The following is a 19,007-nucleotide window of genomic DNA, read 5'->3' as shown; positions in this document are numbered from 1 at the left end:
CGCCGCCAACCCGGAATATCAAGATCAGTTTGCGGGTTTCAGGTCCATGCCCACACCCTTGTTCACGAAGTCTGTGGTGTAGGCGGCCGCGATGTCCAGCCCATCCTCGATCACGTCGGCATCGACCATCTTCTGATAGAAGTCCGCAACCACGTCCGGGTTGATCGTCAGGATGCCCGATTCAAGCGCGTCGCCCGAATCCACGATTCCGCGGTCGTTCATCATGTTGATGGCAAATTCGATCTTGTCGGCGGACATGTCCGGATTGGCGGCGAGGATCAGTTCCTTGGCCGCAGCGTTGTCACCGTAGAGGAAGTTGTACCACCCCTTGGCGGACCCATCGACGAAACACTCGACCGCTTCGGGGCTTTCCTCGATGGTCGAGGCCATGGTTTCAATGGTCGTCGCATATGAAGAGAACCCCGCATCTGCGATCAGGAACACGTCCGCTTTGATCCCGGCCTCTTTCTCGACCAGGTAGGGTTCGGACGACAGGTAGCCCTGCATCGCCTTGGTCTCGTCCACGATGAAGGGGGCGGGGTTGAAAGTGTAGGGTTCGCGCTGTTCAGCGGTAAAGCCGTAGGCGTTGATCATCCACTGGTAGTAGCTCGTGAACCCGTTGTCGCCGATCAGCAACGTGAGGTCCTTGAGGTCTGCGAACGTCTCGGCCTTGCCCGGGTGGGCCATGATGACCTGCGGGTGTTTCTGGAACGTGGCGCCGACGATGACGACGGGGATCCCTTCCTTGACCGCGTTGAAGGCTTGCAGCATGTCGCCGCCCATGTGGAAATCGACCTTGCCTGCCAGCATCAGCGCGCGGTTGTTCACCTGGGGGCCGCCTGGGATGATTTCGACGTCGAGACCGCAGGCGGCATAGGTGCCGTCGGCGACCGATTGATAGAACCCACCGTGTTCGGCCTGCGCCAGCCAGTTCGTGGCAAACACCACCTTCTTGGCGTGCCCATCGGCAAACGCGCCTGTGGCTGCGACGCACACCGCGCCGACTGCAAACAATTTCTGCATCCTTCAAACCTCCGCTTCGTGAAACTTGGTCAGTGTTCGGGGCGGGCTGTGTCTTGGGAACACATATGTTTGCAGTATACACGCAACGCGCGAATCGTGCGCATCAAACGGGCACAAGCGCCCTGTTTGCCTCTTTTCTGGACAAAAGCCGCTTGGGCCGCCGTCACATACGCAAGATCAGCGGCCTGGTACCTCGCCGCGTTTCTCGGTCGGGCCCCAGTTGTCGAGGATTTCAACAGCTTCTTCGGCAGAATCGACAAAGCGGAACAGATCCAGGTCATCGGCCGAGATTGTGCCCGCATCCGACAGCGCATCCCAGTTGATGATCTTTTCCCAGAACGCCTTTCCAAACAGCAGGAAGGGCACGCGCTCCATCCGCCCGGTCTGGATCAGGGTCAGGGACTCAAACAACTCGTCCAATGTGCCGAACCCGCCGGGGAACACGCAGATCGCGCGGGCGCGCATGAGAAAGTGCATCTTGCGGATCGCAAAGTAATGGAAGTTGAAGCTGAGGTCGGGCGTGACATACGCGTTGGGCGCCTGTTCGAAGGGCAGCACGATGTTGAGCCCGATGGAGGCGCCACCGGCATCATAGGCGCCGCGATTGCCCGCCTCCATCACGCCGGGGCCGCCCCCTGTGACAACGACATTCTGGGTGCCGCCGCTGGCAATGGATTTCTCGGTCATGAGCCGTGAAAAGGTGCGCGCCTCGTCATAGAAATGCGACAGGTCGGCGAGGGTCTGGGTGCGCGCCTTGTCCTTGTTGACGGGATCGGGGATGCGGGCACCGCCGAACAGAACGATGGTGGATTCGATCCCCGCCTCGTTCATCAACATCTCGGGTTTGAGCAGTTCCAGTTGCAGGCGTACGGGCCGCAATTCGTCGCGGCACAGGAATTCCGGATCGGCAAAGGCGAGGCCATAAGAGGGTGAGCGGGTCTGGGGCGTGTCGGGCACACCCTCTGCCGCCTTGCGGTCCATATGTGCGTCACGAAATGGGCTGTGCCGGTCGTCTTTCATATTCACGTGCTCCTTGAGGGCTGTCCCAAGGCGTAGCGCGGTCCGTGCCCCTTGCCCAGATGTGATTGCAAGGAGGCCGGGATTGTTGTCTAAGCGCCGCGACAAATTTGGAGGAACGGGTATGTCGAACGCTCAGCTTGAAACCGCAATCGAAGCCGCGTGGGACGCCCGCGACACGATCACACCAGCCACGACCGGCGAAACGCGCGACGCGATCGAGGACACGCTGAACGCGCTGGACAGCGGCAAACTGCGCGTGGCGGAAAAGCAGGACAGCGGCGACTGGCATGTGAACCAGTGGGCGAAAAAGGCCGTTTTGCTGGGGTTCCGGATCAAGGACATGGAACAGCAGGATGGCGGTCCTCAGGGCGGCGGCTGGTGGGACAAGGTCGACAGCAAGTTCAAGGGCTGGGGCGACAACCAATGGAAGACGGCGGGTTTCCGTGCGGTGCCGAACTGCGTGGTGCGCAAGTCGGCCTTTATCGCGCCCGGTGTTGTGCTGATGCCGTCCTTTGTGAACCTCGGTGCTTACGTCGACGAGGGCACGATGGTCGACACATGGGCCACCGTGGGCAGCTGTGCCCAGATCGGCAAGAACGTGCACCTGTCGGGTGGCGTGGGCATCGGCGGTGTGCTTGAGCCGATGCAGGCGGGCCCGACCATCATCGAAGACAACTGCTTCATCGGGGCCCGTTCCGAAGTGGTTGAGGGCTGCATCGTGCGCGAAGGCTCGGTTCTGGGCATGGGCGTGTTCATCGGCCAGTCGACCAAGATCGTGGATCGCGAAAGCGGCGAGGTCATGTATGGCGAAGTGCCTTCGGGTTCGGTTGTCGTCGCAGGGTCGATGCCGTCCAAGAACGGCGTGAACCTCTATTGCGCCGTCATCGTCAAGCGCGTGGACGAGCGCACCCGCTCCAAGACATCAATCAACGAGCTGTTGCGTGACTGACAAGGCGGGCAAGCCCAAGAAGCCGTCGCGCCAGCAGGTCTACACCCTCGTGGTGCAGATCGGGCGCAAGGAAGGCGATGGGCTGCCCGATGGCGCGACGGGCGCGGCGCTGATGTGTTTTGCCAGCGGTGTGGACGAGGCGGAGGCCGTGCGCGAAACCGTGGCGCTGCTCAAACAGGCCGACACCGCGCCGCTGGATGTCTCGGGCTACGGCACATTGGCCGAGCGTGAGGCGGAGGGGCACGAGATTGGCGATGATGAGCGTGCATTGATGCAGCGCGCGCTGGACGAAAACGCCGTGATCGTCGCGCAGATGACCCCGTTCTTCGGAGATGAGGACGACGAAGACGACGCCTAGGCGGCGCGTTGGTCGATCAGGGTGATCGCCTCGAACGGGCGGAGGACCTGGTGGATGGGCCGCGCGTGTTCGGGCAACAAGCGGCTGGGCACATGGGCCAGAACGCTTGCGTTCAGACGGTCCTTTTGTCGGCGAATACGCCCGATATAGAGACTTTCCAAAGCGCAGCCAGCCGCGATCAGAACCTCGTGGCCAGGCAGTACAACCTGCGCGTAGTCGGCAACCGCGCTGGGCGCTGTCCAAGTCGCGGCATAGCCATTGACCAGATGTCGGGCGGGCACCAGCACAGCCTCTTGACCAAAGATGTATTCAACCTCGGACCCTTGCAGCACAAGGCGCTGTTCGGGGGCGACGACGATGTCGCGCGTCAGGCCAAAGTAAGGGGCATGCAGGCGCACAGGGGCAAAGCTGCCCCGCGCTGGAACAGTTTGGCGCACACTGTGCAGGACGGGCACGATGGCGCCCGTATTGGTGACAACCGTGTCGCCACGATTCAAGTCACCGGCGGCGCGATAGCCGGTTGGGGTCGCCACAGGTGTGGCGGGATGCAGGCTGGGCATCGGGCCGATGGGCGCAATATCAGAGGCGACGGCCCCGAACAGCACCTCTTTGGACAGTGCTCGCGCCCCTTTACCCAACATCATGTCGCGCAGGATTTCGGCCCGCAGCGGTTTGGGCGCATGAACGCGATTTGTCACGACGCGGGCGCGTTCTGGCTGTTCCAGGGCCAGCCGTGCCCAACCCGACGGCGCGTCCCACGCATAAGTCACGCGCAGGGTGTGGGCGCGCCCGTCGCCGACCCAGCGGATGGCCGCATGTGTGATGTCGTCATCGTTGCGCTGCACCATCGCAATGCCGCCACCGGGGATCGCGCGAAAGATCACCTCGCGCGCCCAGGGAAGATGCTGTGTCATGCCCAGCAGGTCATGCGGGCGCACGTGCCCAGCCACCTGCGTTTCAAACATCAGGGTCCCGCGTTCCATCAGGGTGCCCGTAGGCAACTCGGTGGGATCCGGGCCCAGCCCGGAGGGGGCAAAGCGCCCGCCTTCATGGTCGGTGAGGCCGATCCAGTTCACGCGGCAGTCCGTGCCTTGCGCCACAGGTCGGCTTCGTATCCTCGCAGAGTGCGCCGCGCTGACGGGCTGTATCCATCGCCCGTTTGTGGGTCCAACTCCGGGAAAATCGCACAAATCTCGTCCACGATCTGCGTTTCGAAACTCTTTGTGGTTTGCGGTCCGGGCAAGAAACTTTCGGTCGCCAGACCTTCGGAAAAGACGACTTGATGGCGGTCAAACATCAGGTGGACATATGTGACATGGCCACCTGTTTTCCGCGTAACGGATCGGTCGTTCACCAGATCCTTGGCCGCCACCAGCACCTCGGATTCTCCAAACAGCAACTCGGCCAGTGAATCGCGGATCAGCACCCGGTGCAGCGGGGACACCATGACATTTCCATGCGTTCCGAATGTGTCCGCGCGAATGAGGACTGGTGCAAAGTCGGCCTCGGCCTTGACCTCACGGGTTCCGATCCAACGCAGCGGTTGTGCGCCGTCATCTTGCGTGATCACCAGATCGCCCAGTTGCAGCGTTTCCACGGGCACATCGCCATCTGGCGTGGCAATCAGAGTGCCCGCAACAAAGCAGGGGATGGACGTGGCGTTGACAAACCCGGTGTCGGTGTCGACTCCATCGGTAATTGTATAGGTAAAGTTGAAGTCTTCTTCGTCCCCGTCACCGACCACGGTCAGCAGGCCATTGGGGCCAATCGTGACCTGCTGCCCGGTCGGCAGGGTGATCGTGGTTCCTATCCCGGTGAGCGGGTCGTAGCTGACGGGTTGCCCATTGATATGCGTGATCGTCAGCGTTGAGCCGGTTTGACTGATGTCATTGTTGAGCACGTTGAACGAGGTCGTTCCGTCCGGGTAAACGTTCACATCATCAGAAATCGCGACAAGGCTGGTTTGCACCGAATTGCCCGCGATCAAGAGGTTCGAGTCGTAGCGATTGTCGCTGACATCCGCGATACCGATCCGGATCGAATTGACCACGTTGGGCGTCACGAACATCGTCAGGCTCAGCGTGATGGTGAACCCGTCCATCTCGGTGTTGTAGTCGTCATTGGTGTTGTCGACATACATGTTGATGTTGTTGGTCGTGTTGATGTTGCCGGGGTCGGTGTCCCCGTTGCCCACGTCCATTTCCACGAATTGCCCGTTTACCCAGACGCCGACGAAATCCTGGTAGATGGAGTTCTGGAATTCCGGGTATTCCTCTGAGCTGAACGTGAACTGCATCGTCATCACGTTGCCTGTCGGGATGAAATCCACATCCAGATAGGACGCATCATAGGTGCGCGCGCCCGCGGCTGCGTTGAACTGGCTGTTGTTGTTCTGGCCAGAGGTGTTGGTCGAGGTGCTGTTGGACTGGTTGGACGATCCTGACGAGTTGGTAAAGCTCTCGGCATTGCCCGTCGACAGGATCACACCCGTGTCGCCCGGTGTCACGCCGGGCGATGTCGCATTCCCGTCCGTGTAGATGCCGGCGCTGTCGATGTCGCCTGTGTAGGATGCCGAGACAACCTGCACGCCATTGCCGAAGATCGTGCTCGCCATTTGTGTGGCGTCCACGCCTTCGCGCACCGTTTCGATCGGAAGTTCCGATGCCGCTACCATATCCTGCCCACCCCAATGTAGACGGCAGAACGGTTTCAGCGCGCGCGGTTGGTCCGCGCGTCAAGTCGTGCTGTTTTTCGCACAAAGGTGGCCGCACGTTGGCGACCGAACTGCTGATGCCCTGCCTCGGGTCATATTATTGTCCCGACCCTAGCACAGGAATTAATGGCCTGTTAACTCTCTTGTGGCGGCAAGAGGCTGGAATCGCGTCCTTTTCGCCACAACCTGAGGATAGGAGCCTGCATGCCGCCCGTTGATCCCGTTGCCCTGACTGCCGAATTGGTGCGCTGCCCGTCGGTGACACCTGCGGATGCAGGGGCGCTCGACATTTTGCATGACCTGTTGTCGGAGGCCGGGTTTGCATGCACCTGGGCCGATCGCGGGGGCATTCGCAATCTGTTCGCACGCTGGGGTGACAAGGGGCATCCGCGTACCTTCGGGTTCAACGGTCACACCGATGTGGTGCCTGTGGGGGACGCGGCCGCCTGGACCAGGCCGCCCTTTGGCGCCGAAGTTACGGACGGGATCATGTATGGCCGCGGCACCACAGACATGAAGTCCGGCGTTGCGGCCTTTGTTGCTGCTGCTGTGGATCTTGCCCGCGACACCCCCCTGATGGTGCCATCATCATCGCGATTACAGGGGACGAGGAAGGGGATGCGCAGGATGGCACGACTGTCCTTTTGGACCAAATGGCGCGGGCAGGTGAACAGATGAGTGTTTGTCTGGTGGGTGAGCCCACTTGCCCCGACACCATGGGTGAGATGATGAAAATCGGGCGGCGCGGGTCAATGACGGCCTGGTTCACCGTGACCGGGGTGCAGGGGCATTCGGCCTACCCGCACCGCGCCAAAAATCCGCTGAACCCGATGATGCGCCTGATGGATCAATTGGCTAGCCACACGCTGGACGAAGGGACCGATCACTTTGATCCATCGACCCTGGCCGTTGTGACGGTGGATACGGGCAATCTGGCCACCAACGTAATCCCGGCGCAGGCAAGTGCCGCCGTCAACATCCGGTTCAATGATCTGCATTCCGGGCAGAGTCTGTCAGAGTGGTTGCAGGCACAGGCCGATGAGGTTGCAGCGGATTTTGACGTCGACATCGCGGTGCGCATCAAGGTGTCTGGCGAGAGTTTTCTGACGCCGCCCGGCCCGCTGTCCGACCTCGTCGCCCGCGCGGTAGAGGCCGAGACGGGGGTTGCCCCGGTCCTCAGCACGTCGGGCGGCACGTCTGATGCGCGCTTTGTCAAAGATCACTGTCCTGTGGTCGAATTTGGCCTTGTCGGGCAGTCGATGCACAAGGTGGATGAGCATGTGCGCATCGCACATATCCAACAGCTCAAATCCATCTATGCGCGCATATTGAGAGACTATTTCGCATGAATTGGGTGATTTCGCAGACCGATGACATCGCCACCTGCCTCGCCTTGCGGCGCACTGTTTTCATCGAGGAACAGGGTGTGAGCGAAGCCGAGGAAGTGGATGGCCGGGATGGCGAGGCACTGCATGTGCTTGCAACACTCGACGGCGCGCCGTTGGGCTGCGCCCGCATTCTTGTCACCGATAACATGGCCAAGATCGGGCGTGTTTGCGTGTTGAAAGAGGGGCGTGGCACGGGGCTCGGTGCTGCGATTATCGAGGCGTGTCTGGACGTCGCCCGTGCCCAACCCGGCCTGACCAAGGCCAAGCTGGGCGCGCAGACGCATGCGCTGTCTTTCTACGAAAAGCTGGGTTTTGAAGCGTTTGGCCCGGTCTATGACGACGCAGGCATTCCCCACCGTGACATGGAACGGGCCCTTTGAGGCCAACCCTCGTCATCATGCTGAAAGTGCCACGCCCAGGCCGTGTCAAAACGCGCCTGGGGCGGGACATTGGTATGGTCACGGCGGCGTGGTGGTTCCGGCATCAGGTGGCGCGGCTGCTGCGCAGGATCGAAGACCCAAGGTGGCGGGTCGTCTTGGCCGTTGCCCCCGACATCGACGGGCCGACCAGCCGCGTCTGGCCCCGTCATTTCATGCGGTGGCCCCAGGGGGTGGCACCCTTGGTGACCGGATGGTGCGCATGATGCGCGCGGCCGGTGGGCCTGTGTGCGTGATCGGTGCGGATATTCCGGGAATTACACGCCAATTTGTGGCGGAGGCGTTTTCAGCGCTCGGTAAGCATGATGCGGTGTTCGGCCCTGCGCCTGATGGTGGCTACTGGCTGATTGGGGTCAAAACAGGCTCTAAACTGCGGATAAACGCGCTGGATGGCGTGCGGTGGTCAACCTCTCACGCGTTGGCCGATAGTGTGGCCGCGCTGGGTGCCAATCGGGTGGCTTATGTTCAAACCCTTGCGGATGTGGATACGGTCGACGATTTGCGATGACGCCCCGTGGCCCCCGTGCTACCTCAGATTCCATGACGCGTATCCCGACCAAACCTGAAATCCTCGACTGGATTGCCGCCAATCCGACCCTTACCGCCAAGCGTGACATCGCCAAGGCCTTTGGCATCAAGGGCGCGGCGCGGATCGACCTCAAGCGGCTGCTAAAAGAGCTGGAGGCAGAAGGGCACCTCGAGAAGCGCAAGAAGACCTATCAGGACCCGGACCGCCTGCCACCCGTCAGTGTTTTGCTGGTTTCGGAACCAGATGGTGACGGCGATCTGTTTGCGCGTCCGATGGAGTGGCACGGGACGGGCGTTGAGCCGAAAATCCTCGTGATCCCGCGTGCCTCTGACCCTGCCCTTGGTGCGGGTGACCGCATTCTGGCGCGCCTGACGCTGGTGCAAGCCGATGATCATCACTACGAGGCGCGGCTGATCCGGCGGATCGGGACAAACCCGCGCCGCCTGCTGGGCATTTTCCGCAAAGGGGCGGAAGGCGGGCGGATCGTGCCCATCGACAAGGGCAGCGACAAGGAATGGATGGTCGCCTCGGACGCCACGGCGGGTGCCCGGGATGGTGAATTGGTCGAGGCCGAACAGGCCGGGCCCAAATCGCGCATCGGCTTGCCGCGCGCTCGCATTGTCGAACGGTTGGGCGACCCATCTGCGCCCAAGGCCGTGTCCCTGATTGCCATCCACGAACACGGCATTCCCGACAGTTTCCCCGACGACGTCATTGGCGAAGCGGATGCGCAAAAACCGCAAGGTCTGAAGGGGCGCGAAGATCTGCGCGAGATGCCGTTGATCACCATTGATCCATGGGACGCGCGCGATCATGACGATGCCTGTTACGCCCATGCGGATGATGATCCCAAGAATTCTGGCGGTCACGTCATCTGGGTCGCGATCGCCGATGTGGCCGCCTATGTCACGCCCGGCTCTGCGCTGGATCGGGAGGCGCGGAAGCGCGGCAACTCGACCTACTTCCCCGACCGGGTTGTGCCGATGTTGCCGGATCGCTTGTCGGGGGATCTGTGTTCGTTGCACGAAGGGGTGCCGCGCGCCTGTATCGCCGTGCGCATGCAAATCGACGCGCAGGGGCAAAAGATCGGGCACAGCTTTCATCGTGGTCTGATGCGCTCGCCCGCGTCGCTGAACTATGAAGAGGTGCAAGCCGCGATAGACGGTGCGCCGAATGAGCGTATTTCGGCCTTGTTAGAGCCTGTTTTGAAGCCGCTTTATGCAGCCTATGCCGCATTGGTCGAGGCGCGCAGATTGCGCCAGCCATTGGAATTGGACCTGCCCGAACGCGAGATTGTTCTGGAAGACGACGGCACTGTCAGCTCGGTCAGTTTCAAGGATCGTCTGGATGCGCATCGCCTGATCGAAGAGTTCATGGTGCTGGCCAATGTCGCCGCAGCCGAGACCCTGATCGCAAAGGAGTCTCCGCTGCTCTTTCGCGTTCACGAGGAACCGTCGCCAGACAAGTTGGAATCTTTGCGCGAAACCGCCAATGCCGCCGGTTTGAACCTGGCCAAGGGTCAGGTCCTCAAGACATCGCACATCAACCGTCTGCTGTCGCAAGCCGCGGGTACGGACGATGCCGAGTTGATCAACATCTCGACCCTTCGGTCGATGACGCAGGCCTATTACGGGCCGCAGAATTTCGGCCATTTCGGGCTGGCGCTGAAGAACTACGCGCACTTCACCTCTCCGATCCGGCGATATGCCGACCTGATCGTGCATCGCGCGCTGATCTCGGCCCATGGCTGGGGTAATGACGGGCTGCGCCCCGAGGATATCGAAACGCTGGAAAAGACGGGCACGCATATCTCTGACACCGAACGACGCTCGATGATGGCCGAGCGGGATACGACGGATCGTTATCTGGCTGCCTATCTGAGCGAGCGTGTCGGGGATGAGATGGAGGGCCGCGTCGCGGGAATTGCCAAGTTCGGCATTTTCATCAAGCTGGACGACAGCGGCGCCGACGGGTTGGTGCCGATGCGGGCCATCGGGGCAGAGTATTTCCACTTTGATCGCGAGGCCAACACGCTGATGGGCTCGGACACAGGCATGACGATCAGTCTGGGCCAGCGCGCCACGGTGCGGCTGGCCGAGGCGGTGCCGGTGACGGGTGGGATCGCGCTGGAGCTGTTGGCACTGGATGGAAAATCCTTGCCCAAGGGGCGCCAATCACCTGCGGGACGCAGCCCGCGCCGCAAGGCGGTGAAATCCAAGCGGCGCGGTGACAAGGTCAAGCGCAAGGTGAGCCGGCGGCGCTAGCCCAGGGCTGCGGCCACGCGGCCCATGTATTCCACCAGTATCGGGTCCTCCTTGACCCGCCGCGACAGGGCTGTACCGCCGGGTGTCGCGGCCATGGCGCCAAGCATCGCCGCAACGCTGGCATCGGCGGCCGTGGGTTTGGCCCCGAACAGGAACGGCCCTTGCCACAGCCGGTGAGTGATGGCTTCCAAATCCGGCTCGATCCGTTCCAACCGCTCGCCCGCTGTAAGGCGGCCAAGGCCCTGTGCATCCATGCCGCGCAGCAGGACCCGGCGGATGCCACGGGTGATGAATTTGCGGACGACAGTGGGGATTGTCGCGAAATATGTGTCTCTAACAAGGGGCCAAACGGCCTTGTCGCCCCAGCGATCCATGACCAGGTGAAAATACATGTGCTCTTCGGCCATGCGGATGAAGGCGCGCGATGTGGCGCGGTCCAGATCGCTTAGCCCTTCGTCAAACCGCGCGCCGTGTTCTTCCAGCCAGGCGCGGATGTTGTCGCTGTCGCCGATGATTTCGTCATCGACCCACAGCGCGGGCAGCTTGCCCTTGGGCCAGTTGCGGGGATCGGGGGTGTCCTTGCGCTGCCATGGCAGGCCAGAGAGGTTGAGCAGGTACAGGGCCTTTACGCAAAACGGGCTGCCGCTGGGCTGACCAAATGCGGGGGGATAGGTAACCAGTGTGAGCATCTTTGCCTCCATCAAATCATCCATCGAAACATCTGCCGTCCAGATACGCCGCACTGCTGTCAATAACTGGCAGGACATGTGCTAGGGTGAAGGCATGACACGTACACACCGACTGTTCCAATTGATGCAAACGCTGCGCCGCCTTTCACCGCCCGTGACGGCGCAGTCACTGGCCTATGAAATGGACGTGTCGCTGCGCACGATCTACCGCGATATTGATGAATTGCGCGGTCTGGGGGCGGTGATTGATGGGGAGGCCGGGTTTGGCTTTACCCTGATCGAGGATGCGACCCTGCCCCCCCTGGGGTTTGAGGATGACGAGCTGGAGGCCCTTGTTCTGGGGCTGCGCGATGTGGCGGTGATTGCCGATCCTGCATTGGCCAAGGCGGCGACCTCGGCGTTGGCCAAAATACAGGCGCGGGTGCCCCCCAAACAGGCGCACCGGCTGAAACACGCGGTGCTGGATGCGCGCCGCTACTGGCGCCCCGAACCGCCACGCATCGACGTGGCCAAGCTGCGACAGGCGGCCTGGGATGAGGTCAGCGTGCGCTTTGCCTATCAGGACGCCAAGGGGGATCAGACCGAGCGGGCGGTCAAGCCACTTGGCATCGTTTACATGGAGAACACCAATGTTCTGCTGGCTTGGTGCCACCTGCGGCAGGACTTTCGCGTGTTTCGATTGGACCGCATGGATACGCTGAGTGTCACGGACGAAAGTTTCCGGCCGCATCGCGTATCCCTGCTGCGTGATCATCTGGCGCGCATTCGGGCAGAAACGCACGAAGTGGCAAAGGATCGCGCCCAGGCGGATTGATCCCTTTCCTGAAAAGCGAACTGTCGCTAAATTGGAAACAACGCGAAACAAGCGACCAATGAGGCAACATATGCGGTGGGCAGTCACCCTTGGGGCGTTGAGCAGCGCCCTGATCCTTGGATCCATTGCGACGGCGCAGCCGATCGCCCAATCCATCCGACCAGAAATCCGACCCGTGAACGATACGGTAAGCCGGGCCAATCCGGGGTCTGTTCTGACCTTTGAACCCGTGCAAGTGACACGCCCGCAAACGCGCCCCGCAACGGTCGCGGAGCCTGCGCCGCCAGCGGTTCCGAAGACGGCCGAGGATGCCGGGTTTCAGCGCTGGATCACGGGATTTCGCGGGCGTGCCATCGTGCAAGGTATCAGCGGGTCGACTTATGACCGGGCCTTTGAAGGTGTGCGCTATGACCCGGACGTGATCAAACGCGACCGCAACCAATCCGAGTTCACCAAGACGATCTGGGAATACCTCGACAGTGCCGCGTCCGACAGCCGGATCAAGAATGGCAAGGCGGCGCTGCGTCAGCACCGTCGCAAGCTGGAAGCGATTGAAAAACGATATGGTGTCGAAAAGGAGGTCGTCGTCGCTGTGTGGGGCCTTGAGAGCGCTTACGGCAGCTATCGCGGCAAGAACGATGTGGTGCAAAGCCTTGCGACGCTGGCCTATGACGGACGACGCGGAAAGTTCTTTGAGGGGCAGTTGATCGCGGCCCTCAAGATCCTGCAAAGCGGCGATACCCGCCCCCGCAGCATGACGGGCTCATGGGCTGGTGCGATGGGGCACACGCAGTTTATGCCGACCTCGTACCTCGACCACGCTGTCGACTTTACTGGCGACGGCAAACGGGACATCTGGTCGGACGACCCTACAGACGCATTGGCATCGACGGCGGCTTACCTGGCCGGCTTTGGGTGGGTCACAGGGCAGCCCTGGGGTGTTGAAGTCAAACTGCCGCGCGGGTTCGACTATGCCTCGGCCAATCGCAAGGTGAAGCGCAGCCCGGCACAATGGGCCAATCTGGGCGTTGTGGGGATGGATGGCCGCGCAGTGCCGAACTATGGTGCAGGATCGATCCTGTTGCCCGCGGGTGGGCAGGGCGCGGCGTTCATGGTGTTCAAAAACTTCTCTGTCATCGAACGCTACAACGCGGCGGATGCCTATGTGATTGGCGTCGGGCACCTGAGTGATCGGATCAAGGGCGGCCCTGCCATTCAGGCAGATTGGCCGCGTGGCGACCGCGCGCTGACCTTTGCCGAGCGCAAGGAAATGCAGCGCCGCCTGACGGGTGCGGGTTTCAGCACCCAAGGGGTCGATGGCAAGATCGGCCCTAAGACGATCGAGGCTGTGCGCAGCTTTCAACGGTCGAAGGGTTTGGACCAGGACGGCTATGCGTCGCTGAGTCTGCTGGAGCGGTTGCGGTGATCCAAAGGACGCCTTGCGGCGACACTATCATTTAGGGGGCTCTGCCCCCGGCCTTCGGCCTCCCCCGGAGTTTTTCTGGCAAGATGAAGATGAGCAGCCTTAGCCCGGGCTCATCCCGCGCAGCCGTTCGGATCGGCGGCGCAACAGTTCCACCGTCGTCAGCAGGGCGATGGAGATCACGACGAGGATTGTCGCCACGGCAAGGATCGTCGGGCTGATCTGTTCGCGCAGGCCGATGAACATTTGCCAGGGCAAGGTTTTCTGGCTGGCCGACCCGACGAATAGCACCACGACCACCTCGTCAAATGACGTGATGAAGGCAAAGAGGCCGCCCGAGATCACGCCTGGCAGGATCAGTGGCATCTGCACGCGGAAGAAGGTCGTGACCGGCCCGGCCCCCATGTTGGCAGCGGCCCGTGTGAGAGAGCGGTCGAAGCCGACGAGCGTGGCTGTGACAGTGATGATCACGAAGGGAATGCCGAGGACGGCATGGGCGAGGATCACCTTGACGTAGCCCACGAACCCTTTGTCGAGGCCCAAGGTGCCCTCCATCCAGTTGCCGAGGGACGAGTAGAAGAAGAACATGCCGGTGGCCGAAATGATCAGCGGCACGATCATGGGCGAGATCAAGATCGCCATGATCGCCCCTTTGAACGGAACGTGGGATTGTGAGAGGCCGATGGCGGCCAGTGTGCCAAGTGACACAGAGATGATCGTCGCGATGGGGGCGATGATCAGCGAGTTCTTCATCGCCAACTGCCATTGCGGGTTGGTGAAGAAATCCTCGTAATGTTTGAGCGAGTAGCCTGCGGGATCGAGACGCAGCATTTCAGGCGTGAACGTGAAAAAGTCCTGTGCGTTGAACGACAGCGGCATGACCACGACGATGGGCGCCACGAGGAAGAAGAAGATCAGCCCGCAGATCACCCGGAAGCTGTAGTACCAGATGCGCTGACCCAGCGTGGCGTATGGAGGAAGGCCCATGTGCGTTATCCCAGCTTGACGTTGTCGATGCCCACGATCTTGTCATAGGCCCAGTAGAGCACGAGCACTGCTGCCAGCAGGATCGACCCGAGTGCGGCCGCGAGGCCCCAGTTGAGCGAGGACGAGATGTGGTAGGCGATGCGGTTCGAGATGAACACGCCCTTGGTGCCGCCGACGATTTCGGGTGTGATGTAATAGCCAATGGCGAGGATGAAGACGAGGATAGATCCCGCGCCGATGCCCGGCACCGATTGCGGGAAGTAGACCCGCCAGAAGGCTGTCCAGTTGGTGGCGCCGAGTGATTTGGCAGCGCGCAGATAGCTGGGCTGGATCGTCTGCATGACCGAATACATCGGCAGGATCATGAACGGCAGCAGGATGTGCGTCATGGACACGATAGTGCCGAACTGGTTGTTGATCATGATCAAGCGGTTGGCGTCCCCCACAAGGCCGATCCAGACCAGCACGTCGTTGATCACGCCCTGTTGTTGCAACATCACCTTCCACGCGGATGTGCGCACAAGCAGCGATGTCCAGAAGGGCAGCAGCACGAGGATCAGCAGCAGGTTTGCCTTGCGCATCGGCAGGTTCGCCAGCAACCACGCGATGGGATAGCCGAGCAGGATGCAGGACGCGGTGATCAGGAGTGACATCCAGATCGTGCGCCCGAACAGCTTGATCAGGATTTGTTTGTCTTCGGGCTGCCAGGCGACGCCCTCAGGCGTTTTTTGCGCATCTACGGCGTTCAGAAAGTAACCGCTGGTGAACTTGCTGGAGTGGGTCTGGATCGTTTGCCAAGGTTTGGAAGTTGCCCAGTCTTCGTCCATGTCCGCAAAGGCGTCGGCAAAGTTTGGAACCGGCAGGTTGGCGGCCTGTGCCGTGCGCAACATCTCTGCCGCCGGACCGGAATAGCCACCGAGATCGGCGGTTTGCAGGTCAAGGACAAGGGCGGGGGCGATAGCCTCCCACGGGTCACGGGCGGCAGGATCACGGCCCGACTGGGTTGCGACGTAGATGGCCCAGGCTGTGTATTCGCGCGCCGCCAGCGGCAGAAGCGCGGCGACTTCGGCGTCGGGGGCAAAGTTCACGTCGCCGCGGGATTCGGTATCGGTCAGTCGGGCGACGCGGTTGCGTTGGTCGCGCATCAGGGCGTCGTCGGCCTCTCCGCGCGCGTTCATCAAGGCATACCACGTCTCACCGTCGTCCCATCCCTTGTCGAGATCCTCGAGCGGTTCGTAAGAGATGTCGGCCACATCATCAAGCTTGCGCCCGGACTGGCGGAACAGCGACGAAAGACCGGTGGTTTCGTAGTTCAGGCGGGTGCCGAGCCGCGTGTGGCGCTTGGCTTCGGCAGCAAGGAACATGTCGAAGAACATGGCCTGAAAGGTGTCTTCGGAGGGCAGCGCGTCTTGTGATGCGTCCCATTCTGCCAGCGCCTCGACCGTGTAGGGAAGCGTGTTGGCAACCATCTCGTTTTCGACGGACCGGAATAGCATCGAGGCAATGGGCACGATGAACGTGATCAGCACGAACAGCAGCAGCGGTGCGATCAGCGCAAGCGCGCGCAGTTTCTGGCGGCGCAGGGCGCGGGCAAGACTGCGTTTCAGGGGCGTGCCGTCAGCGGCCATCATTACTTCGGCCATGGTCTAGACGCCTTCCACAACAAGGATGGTGCTGGTGGCGGTGCGGTGCCGGATCTTGGCCACCTCTTGGTATTCGGGGTCGTCATAGGCGTCGAGCGCGGCCTGATAGGACGGGAATTCAAAGACAACGTGGCGGTTTTGGGTTTCGCCTTCCATCACCTGAGCCTGGCCTCCACGTACGATGGGAACGGCGCCCATGCGCAACAGGATCGGCGTGTCCTTTTCGATGTACTCTTTGTACGCCTCGGGATCGTTCACGGTGATGTGGCCGATGATGTAACCTTTGGGCATCGTCGTCTCCGGATTTGAGATGTGGGGCGAGCGGACCCGCCCCACCTGGTCTTGGGTAAGGCGGGTCAGCCCCGCCCTACGATCTTATTGAGCCAGCCACGCCTGGAATTTGGCGTCGATGTCATCGCGGTAGTCAGCCCAGAACTCGTAGTTGTAGAGGAACGTGTTCTTGGCGTTTTCGGGATCGGTTGGCATGTGTGGCGCCATGTCGATGCCCAGCGATGCGTGCTGACCGACCAGCGGTGCGGACGATGCGCGTGCAGGGCCGTACGAGATGTACTTGGCCTGATCCGCCAGACGCTGCGTGTCTGTTGCGAACTTGACGAAGTCCAGTGCGCGGGCTTCACGCTCGGGGCTCAGGCCCGTGGGGATGATCCAACCGTCAAGGTCGAACACCTGCGCGTCCCAGAGCATGCCGATGGGCTGCTTCTGCTCTTCGATCGCTGCGAACAGGCGACCGTTATAGGTCGAGCCCATGATGACTTCGCCATCTGCCAGCAGTTGGGGTGTGTCGGCACCGGCGGACCACCAAATCACGTCGTCCTTGATGGTGTCGAGCTTGGCCAGGGCCTGGTCCTGACCTTCGGCTGTGCCCAGAACGTCATAGACGTCATCCTTGGCCACACCGTCACAAAGCAGCGCCCATTCCATGTTGTTGATCGGGCGCTTTTCCAGCGAACGTTTGCCGGGATAGGCTTCGGTGTCGAACACGGCGCAGACGGATGTGGGGGTGTGTCGCCCACGAGGTCAGTGCGGTAGCCGAATGTGGTCGAGTACACGATCTGAGGGATGAAGCAGTCGGAGACCAGCAGGTCACCAAAGTCGTCCGAAGCAGATGTGCCATCGGGTGCGGCTGCCAGTTGCTCGTCCGCGTCGATTTCCAGCGCGAGGCCTTCGTCGCAAAGGCGGATCGCGTCGGCGGCCACAACGTCAACGACGTCCCACGTGACGTTGCCCGCTTCGTTCATGGCGCGCAGTTTGGCCACGGCTTCGGCCGAGCTTTCGTCCCAAACGGCGGTGACGCCGGGGTTGTTTTCGATATATGGCGCAACATAGGCGTTCTGCTGGCTGGACTGGTATGCGCCACCCCAGCTGACAAGTGTCATATCGCTGGCCATGTGGCCGTCGGCAAAGGCAGTGCCCGACGCGACCGTCAGCGCCGTTGTGGCCAAGAGTGTCTTGGTCATTTTCATGGTATTACTCCCACTATTTAAGCCCGTGTTTGAGTGTGGAAGGCGGGACAACGGGCTTCGCCCCAGCCTTCTTGACGTGCTCAGGCGTCGAGCGCCCGGCAATCTTGCGGCATCCACCCGATGTCGATCTGCGTTCCTGGGGTCAGGCGGATCTGGTCGGGGGCATTGCGTGTCTTGATTATGAATTCGTCGTTTCCGGCAACACGCAGTCGTGTACGAAAGATATCGCCCATGTAGATGAATTCCAGCACTTCGGCCTTGAGCGTGTGTGCGTCGGGGTTGAGGCGCGCCTTGTCCATCTCCACCCGTTCGGGGCGGATCGACACGCGGGTGCGCTGGCCAACCTCGGTCACGTTGATCGGTTTGGCGTCGATGATGCTGCCATCATCAAGGCGCACCTCGCAGGTGTCCCCTTTGATCTTTTCGATGGCGCCCATGAGCGTGTTATTCTCGCCGATGAACTGCGCGACAAAGCTGTTTTGCGGTTCCTCATACAAGGCGTCTGGCGGGGCCAGCTGCTGAATGCGGCCATCGTCGAACACGGCAACGCGGTCGGACATTGTCAGCGCTTCGGTCTGGTCATGCGTCACGTAGACCGTGGTAATCCCCAGATCGTGGGCCAGGCGCGTGATCTCGAATTGCAGGGTTTCGCGCAACTGCTTGTCGAGCGCACCCAGGGGTTCGTCCATCAGCACCAGTTCGGGTTCGAACACCAGCGCGCGGGCCAGGGCGATCCGCTGTTGCTGGCCGCCGGACAGTTGCGCGGGCCGGCGCCCGGCAAAATCCTGCATCTGCACCATGCCAAGGGCGCGCATGATCTTTTCCTCGCGCTCGGACTTGCTGATCTTGCGGACCTCCAGCGGAAAACTGAGGTTTTCCGCGACCGTCATGTGCGGAAACAGCGCGTAGTTCTGGAACACCATGCCGATCCCGCGCTTGTGCGGGGGGATGTTGTTGATCGACGTGCCGCCCAGACGGATGTCGCCATGCGTTGCCGTTTCGAATCCCGCCAGCATCATCAGACAGGTGGTCTTGCCGGAACCAGACGGCCCGAGCATTGTCAGGAATTCGCCTTTGGGCATCGAAAGGTTGAGATCTTTGACGACGAGGATTTCGCCGTCATAACTCTTCTGCACGCGTTCGAATTCGACGAACGCCTGGTCAGTTGCAGTATCAGCCAAGTCTGGCTCCCCGTTTTATGTCCGGCAGTTGACTGCCAGTTGCGGCAACTAAAACTGCACGGCCATCGTGTTGCAACATCGAAGGTGTGAAAAACGCGTCTCACT

General features: G+C 61.3%; 16 protein-coding genes and 3 pseudogenes. 9 read left to right on the top strand and 10 right to left on the bottom strand.

The features are described 5' to 3' along the window. Positions 1–24: 24 nt before the first annotated feature. Both ACMHLQ_RS12070 and ACMHLQ_RS12065 read right to left on the bottom strand, forming a co-directional pair. Complete coding sequence (locus ACMHLQ_RS12070) at positions 25–1,023, bottom strand: ABC transporter substrate-binding protein (protein WP_415405048.1); 999 nt, start codon at positions 1,021–1,023, stop codon at positions 25–27. Positions 1,024–1,200: 177 nt separating this feature from the next. Beyond that, the gene (locus ACMHLQ_RS12065; RefSeq protein WP_415405047.1) at positions 1,201–2,043 is read right to left on the bottom strand and encodes a TIGR00730 family Rossman fold protein; all 843 of its coding nucleotides are present in this window, start codon (positions 2,041–2,043) and stop codon (positions 1,201–1,203) included. Positions 2,044–2,164: 121 nt separating this feature from the next. On the opposite strand from ACMHLQ_RS12065, the gene dapD reads away from it, so the two are divergent. After that, on the top strand, positions 2,165–2,992 hold the full coding sequence (gene dapD, locus ACMHLQ_RS12060; RefSeq protein ID WP_415405046.1) for a 2,3,4,5-tetrahydropyridine-2,6-dicarboxylate N-succinyltransferase: 828 nt from the start codon (positions 2,165–2,167) through the stop codon (positions 2,990–2,992). Then, on the top strand, positions 2,985–3,350 hold the full coding sequence (locus tag ACMHLQ_RS12055; protein ID WP_415405045.1) for a hypothetical protein: 366 nt from the start codon (positions 2,985–2,987) through the stop codon (positions 3,348–3,350). Before dapD ends, ACMHLQ_RS12055 begins: the two co-directional genes overlap by 8 nt. Here the strand turns inward: ACMHLQ_RS12055 and ACMHLQ_RS12050 are convergent. Continuing rightward, entirely contained in the window at positions 3,347–4,426 is a 1,080-nt protein-coding gene (locus ACMHLQ_RS12050) for a Hint domain-containing protein (RefSeq protein ID WP_415405044.1), read from the bottom strand. The two genes, ACMHLQ_RS12055 and ACMHLQ_RS12050, sit on opposite strands and share 4 nt — an antisense overlap. Then, positions 4,423–6,024, bottom strand: coding sequence for a Hint domain-containing protein (locus tag ACMHLQ_RS12045; protein WP_415405043.1), 1,602 nt, complete (start codon positions 6,022–6,024; stop codon positions 4,423–4,425). Before ACMHLQ_RS12045 ends, ACMHLQ_RS12050 begins: the two co-directional genes overlap by 4 nt. A gap of 243 nt (positions 6,025–6,267) precedes the next feature. Here ACMHLQ_RS12045 and dapE point away from each other — a divergent pair. From dapE to rnr, 5 genes and pseudogenes are all read left to right on the top strand, one after another. Beyond that, positions 6,268–7,412, top strand: a pseudogene (dapE, locus tag ACMHLQ_RS12040) (succinyl-diaminopimelate desuccinylase). Next, positions 7,409–7,831 (top strand): GNAT family N-acetyltransferase, encoded by a 423-nt coding sequence (locus ACMHLQ_RS12035; RefSeq protein ID WP_415405042.1) that lies wholly within the window; start codon positions 7,409–7,411, stop codon positions 7,829–7,831. Before dapE ends, ACMHLQ_RS12035 begins: the two are co-directional and overlap by 4 nt. 17 nt (positions 7,832–7,848) lie before the next feature. Next, the gene (locus ACMHLQ_RS12030; protein ID WP_415405041.1) at positions 7,849–8,094 is read left to right on the top strand and encodes a hypothetical protein; all 246 of its coding nucleotides are present in this window, start codon (positions 7,849–7,851) and stop codon (positions 8,092–8,094) included. Next, the gene (locus tag ACMHLQ_RS12025) at positions 8,049–8,396 is read left to right on the top strand and encodes a TIGR04282 family arsenosugar biosynthesis glycosyltransferase (RefSeq protein WP_415405040.1); all 348 of its coding nucleotides are present in this window, start codon (positions 8,049–8,051) and stop codon (positions 8,394–8,396) included. Before ACMHLQ_RS12030 ends, ACMHLQ_RS12025 begins: the two co-directional genes overlap by 46 nt. Before the next feature lie 32 nt (positions 8,397–8,428). Then, positions 8,429–10,681 (top strand): ribonuclease R, encoded by a 2,253-nt coding sequence (rnr, locus tag ACMHLQ_RS12020; RefSeq protein WP_415405038.1) that lies wholly within the window; start codon positions 8,429–8,431, stop codon positions 10,679–10,681. Here rnr and ACMHLQ_RS12015 read toward each other — a convergent pair. Continuing rightward, positions 10,678–11,370, bottom strand: coding sequence for a glutathione S-transferase family protein (locus ACMHLQ_RS12015; protein WP_415405037.1), 693 nt, complete (start codon positions 11,368–11,370; stop codon positions 10,678–10,680). The genes rnr and ACMHLQ_RS12015 overlap by 4 nt on opposite strands. A gap of 94 nt (positions 11,371–11,464) precedes the next feature. On the opposite strand from ACMHLQ_RS12015, the gene ACMHLQ_RS12010 reads away from it, so the two are divergent. Next, positions 11,465–12,184 (top strand): helix-turn-helix transcriptional regulator, encoded by a 720-nt coding sequence (locus tag ACMHLQ_RS12010; protein WP_415405036.1) that lies wholly within the window; start codon positions 11,465–11,467, stop codon positions 12,182–12,184. A 58-nt stretch (positions 12,185–12,242) separates the two neighbouring features. Then, positions 12,243–13,610, top strand: a complete 1,368-nt coding sequence (locus ACMHLQ_RS12005; protein ID WP_415405035.1) for a lytic murein transglycosylase — start codon at positions 12,243–12,245, stop codon at positions 13,608–13,610. 99 nt (positions 13,611–13,709) lie between these two features. On the opposite strand, the pseudogene ACMHLQ_RS12000 reads toward ACMHLQ_RS12005, so the two are convergent. The 5 genes and pseudogenes from ACMHLQ_RS12000 to ACMHLQ_RS11980 all read right to left on the bottom strand — a co-directional run. Beyond that, positions 13,710–14,588 (bottom strand): annotated as a pseudogene (locus ACMHLQ_RS12000) (ABC transporter permease); the annotation flags it as partial. Between the two features lie 11 nt (positions 14,589–14,599). Then, the gene (locus tag ACMHLQ_RS11995; protein ID WP_415405034.1) at positions 14,600–16,237 is read right to left on the bottom strand and encodes an ABC transporter permease; all 1,638 of its coding nucleotides are present in this window, start codon (positions 16,235–16,237) and stop codon (positions 14,600–14,602) included. Between the two features lie 3 nt (positions 16,238–16,240). Continuing rightward, complete coding sequence (locus ACMHLQ_RS11990) at positions 16,241–16,528, bottom strand: DUF1330 domain-containing protein (protein WP_415405033.1); 288 nt, start codon at positions 16,526–16,528, stop codon at positions 16,241–16,243. An 84-nt stretch (positions 16,529–16,612) separates the two neighbouring features. Next, positions 16,613–17,721, bottom strand: a pseudogene (locus tag ACMHLQ_RS11985) (extracellular solute-binding protein). Positions 17,722–17,801: 80 nt separating this feature from the next. After that, positions 17,802–18,902 carry an ABC transporter ATP-binding protein gene (locus ACMHLQ_RS11980; RefSeq protein ID WP_415405032.1) on the bottom strand — a complete coding sequence of 367 codons (1,101 nt, stop codon included), beginning with the start codon at positions 18,900–18,902 and terminating at the stop codon, positions 17,802–17,804. Positions 18,903–19,007 lie beyond the last annotated feature (105 nt).

The sequence above is a fragment of the Tateyamaria algicola genome (assembly GCF_047715485.1).
Lineage (GTDB): Bacteria > Pseudomonadota > Alphaproteobacteria > Rhodobacterales > Rhodobacteraceae > Tateyamaria.
The sequence above is the reverse complement of the archived record's forward strand: the minus strand, read 5'-3'. Positions and strand labels throughout refer to the sequence as shown.

What these genes read in the sequence shown, in the direction of transcription:
- ACMHLQ_RS12070 (WP_415405048.1), bottom strand. Translation starts at nt 1,023, where the DNA reads ATGCAGAAATTGTTTGCAGTCGGCGCGGTGTGCGTCGCAGCCACAGGC.
- ACMHLQ_RS12065 (WP_415405047.1), bottom strand. Translation starts at nt 2,043, where the DNA reads ATGAAAGACGACCGGCACAGCCCATTTCGTGACGCACATATGGACCGC.
- dapD (WP_415405046.1), top strand. Translation starts at nt 2,165, where the DNA reads ATGTCGAACGCTCAGCTTGAAACCGCAATCGAAGCCGCGTGGGACGCC.
- ACMHLQ_RS12045 (WP_415405043.1), bottom strand. Translation starts at nt 6,024, where the DNA reads ATGGTAGCGGCATCGGAACTTCCGATCGAAACGGTGCGCGAAGGCGTG.
- ACMHLQ_RS12035 (WP_415405042.1), top strand. Translation starts at nt 7,409, where the DNA reads ATGAATTGGGTGATTTCGCAGACCGATGACATCGCCACCTGCCTCGCC.
- ACMHLQ_RS12030 (WP_415405041.1), top strand. Translation starts at nt 7,849, where the DNA reads ATGCTGAAAGTGCCACGCCCAGGCCGTGTCAAAACGCGCCTGGGGCGG.
- rnr (WP_415405038.1), top strand. Translation starts at nt 8,429, where the DNA reads ATGACGCGTATCCCGACCAAACCTGAAATCCTCGACTGGATTGCCGCC.
- ACMHLQ_RS12015 (WP_415405037.1), bottom strand. Translation starts at nt 11,370, where the DNA reads ATGCTCACACTGGTTACCTATCCCCCCGCATTTGGTCAGCCCAGCGGC.
- ACMHLQ_RS12010 (WP_415405036.1), top strand. Translation starts at nt 11,465, where the DNA reads ATGACACGTACACACCGACTGTTCCAATTGATGCAAACGCTGCGCCGC.
- ACMHLQ_RS12005 (WP_415405035.1), top strand. Translation starts at nt 12,243, where the DNA reads ATGAGGCAACATATGCGGTGGGCAGTCACCCTTGGGGCGTTGAGCAGC.
- ACMHLQ_RS11995 (WP_415405034.1), bottom strand. Translation starts at nt 16,237, where the DNA reads ATGGCCGAAGTAATGATGGCCGCTGACGGCACGCCCCTGAAACGCAGT.
- ACMHLQ_RS11990 (WP_415405033.1), bottom strand. Translation starts at nt 16,528, where the DNA reads ATGCCCAAAGGTTACATCATCGGCCACATCACCGTGAACGATCCCGAG.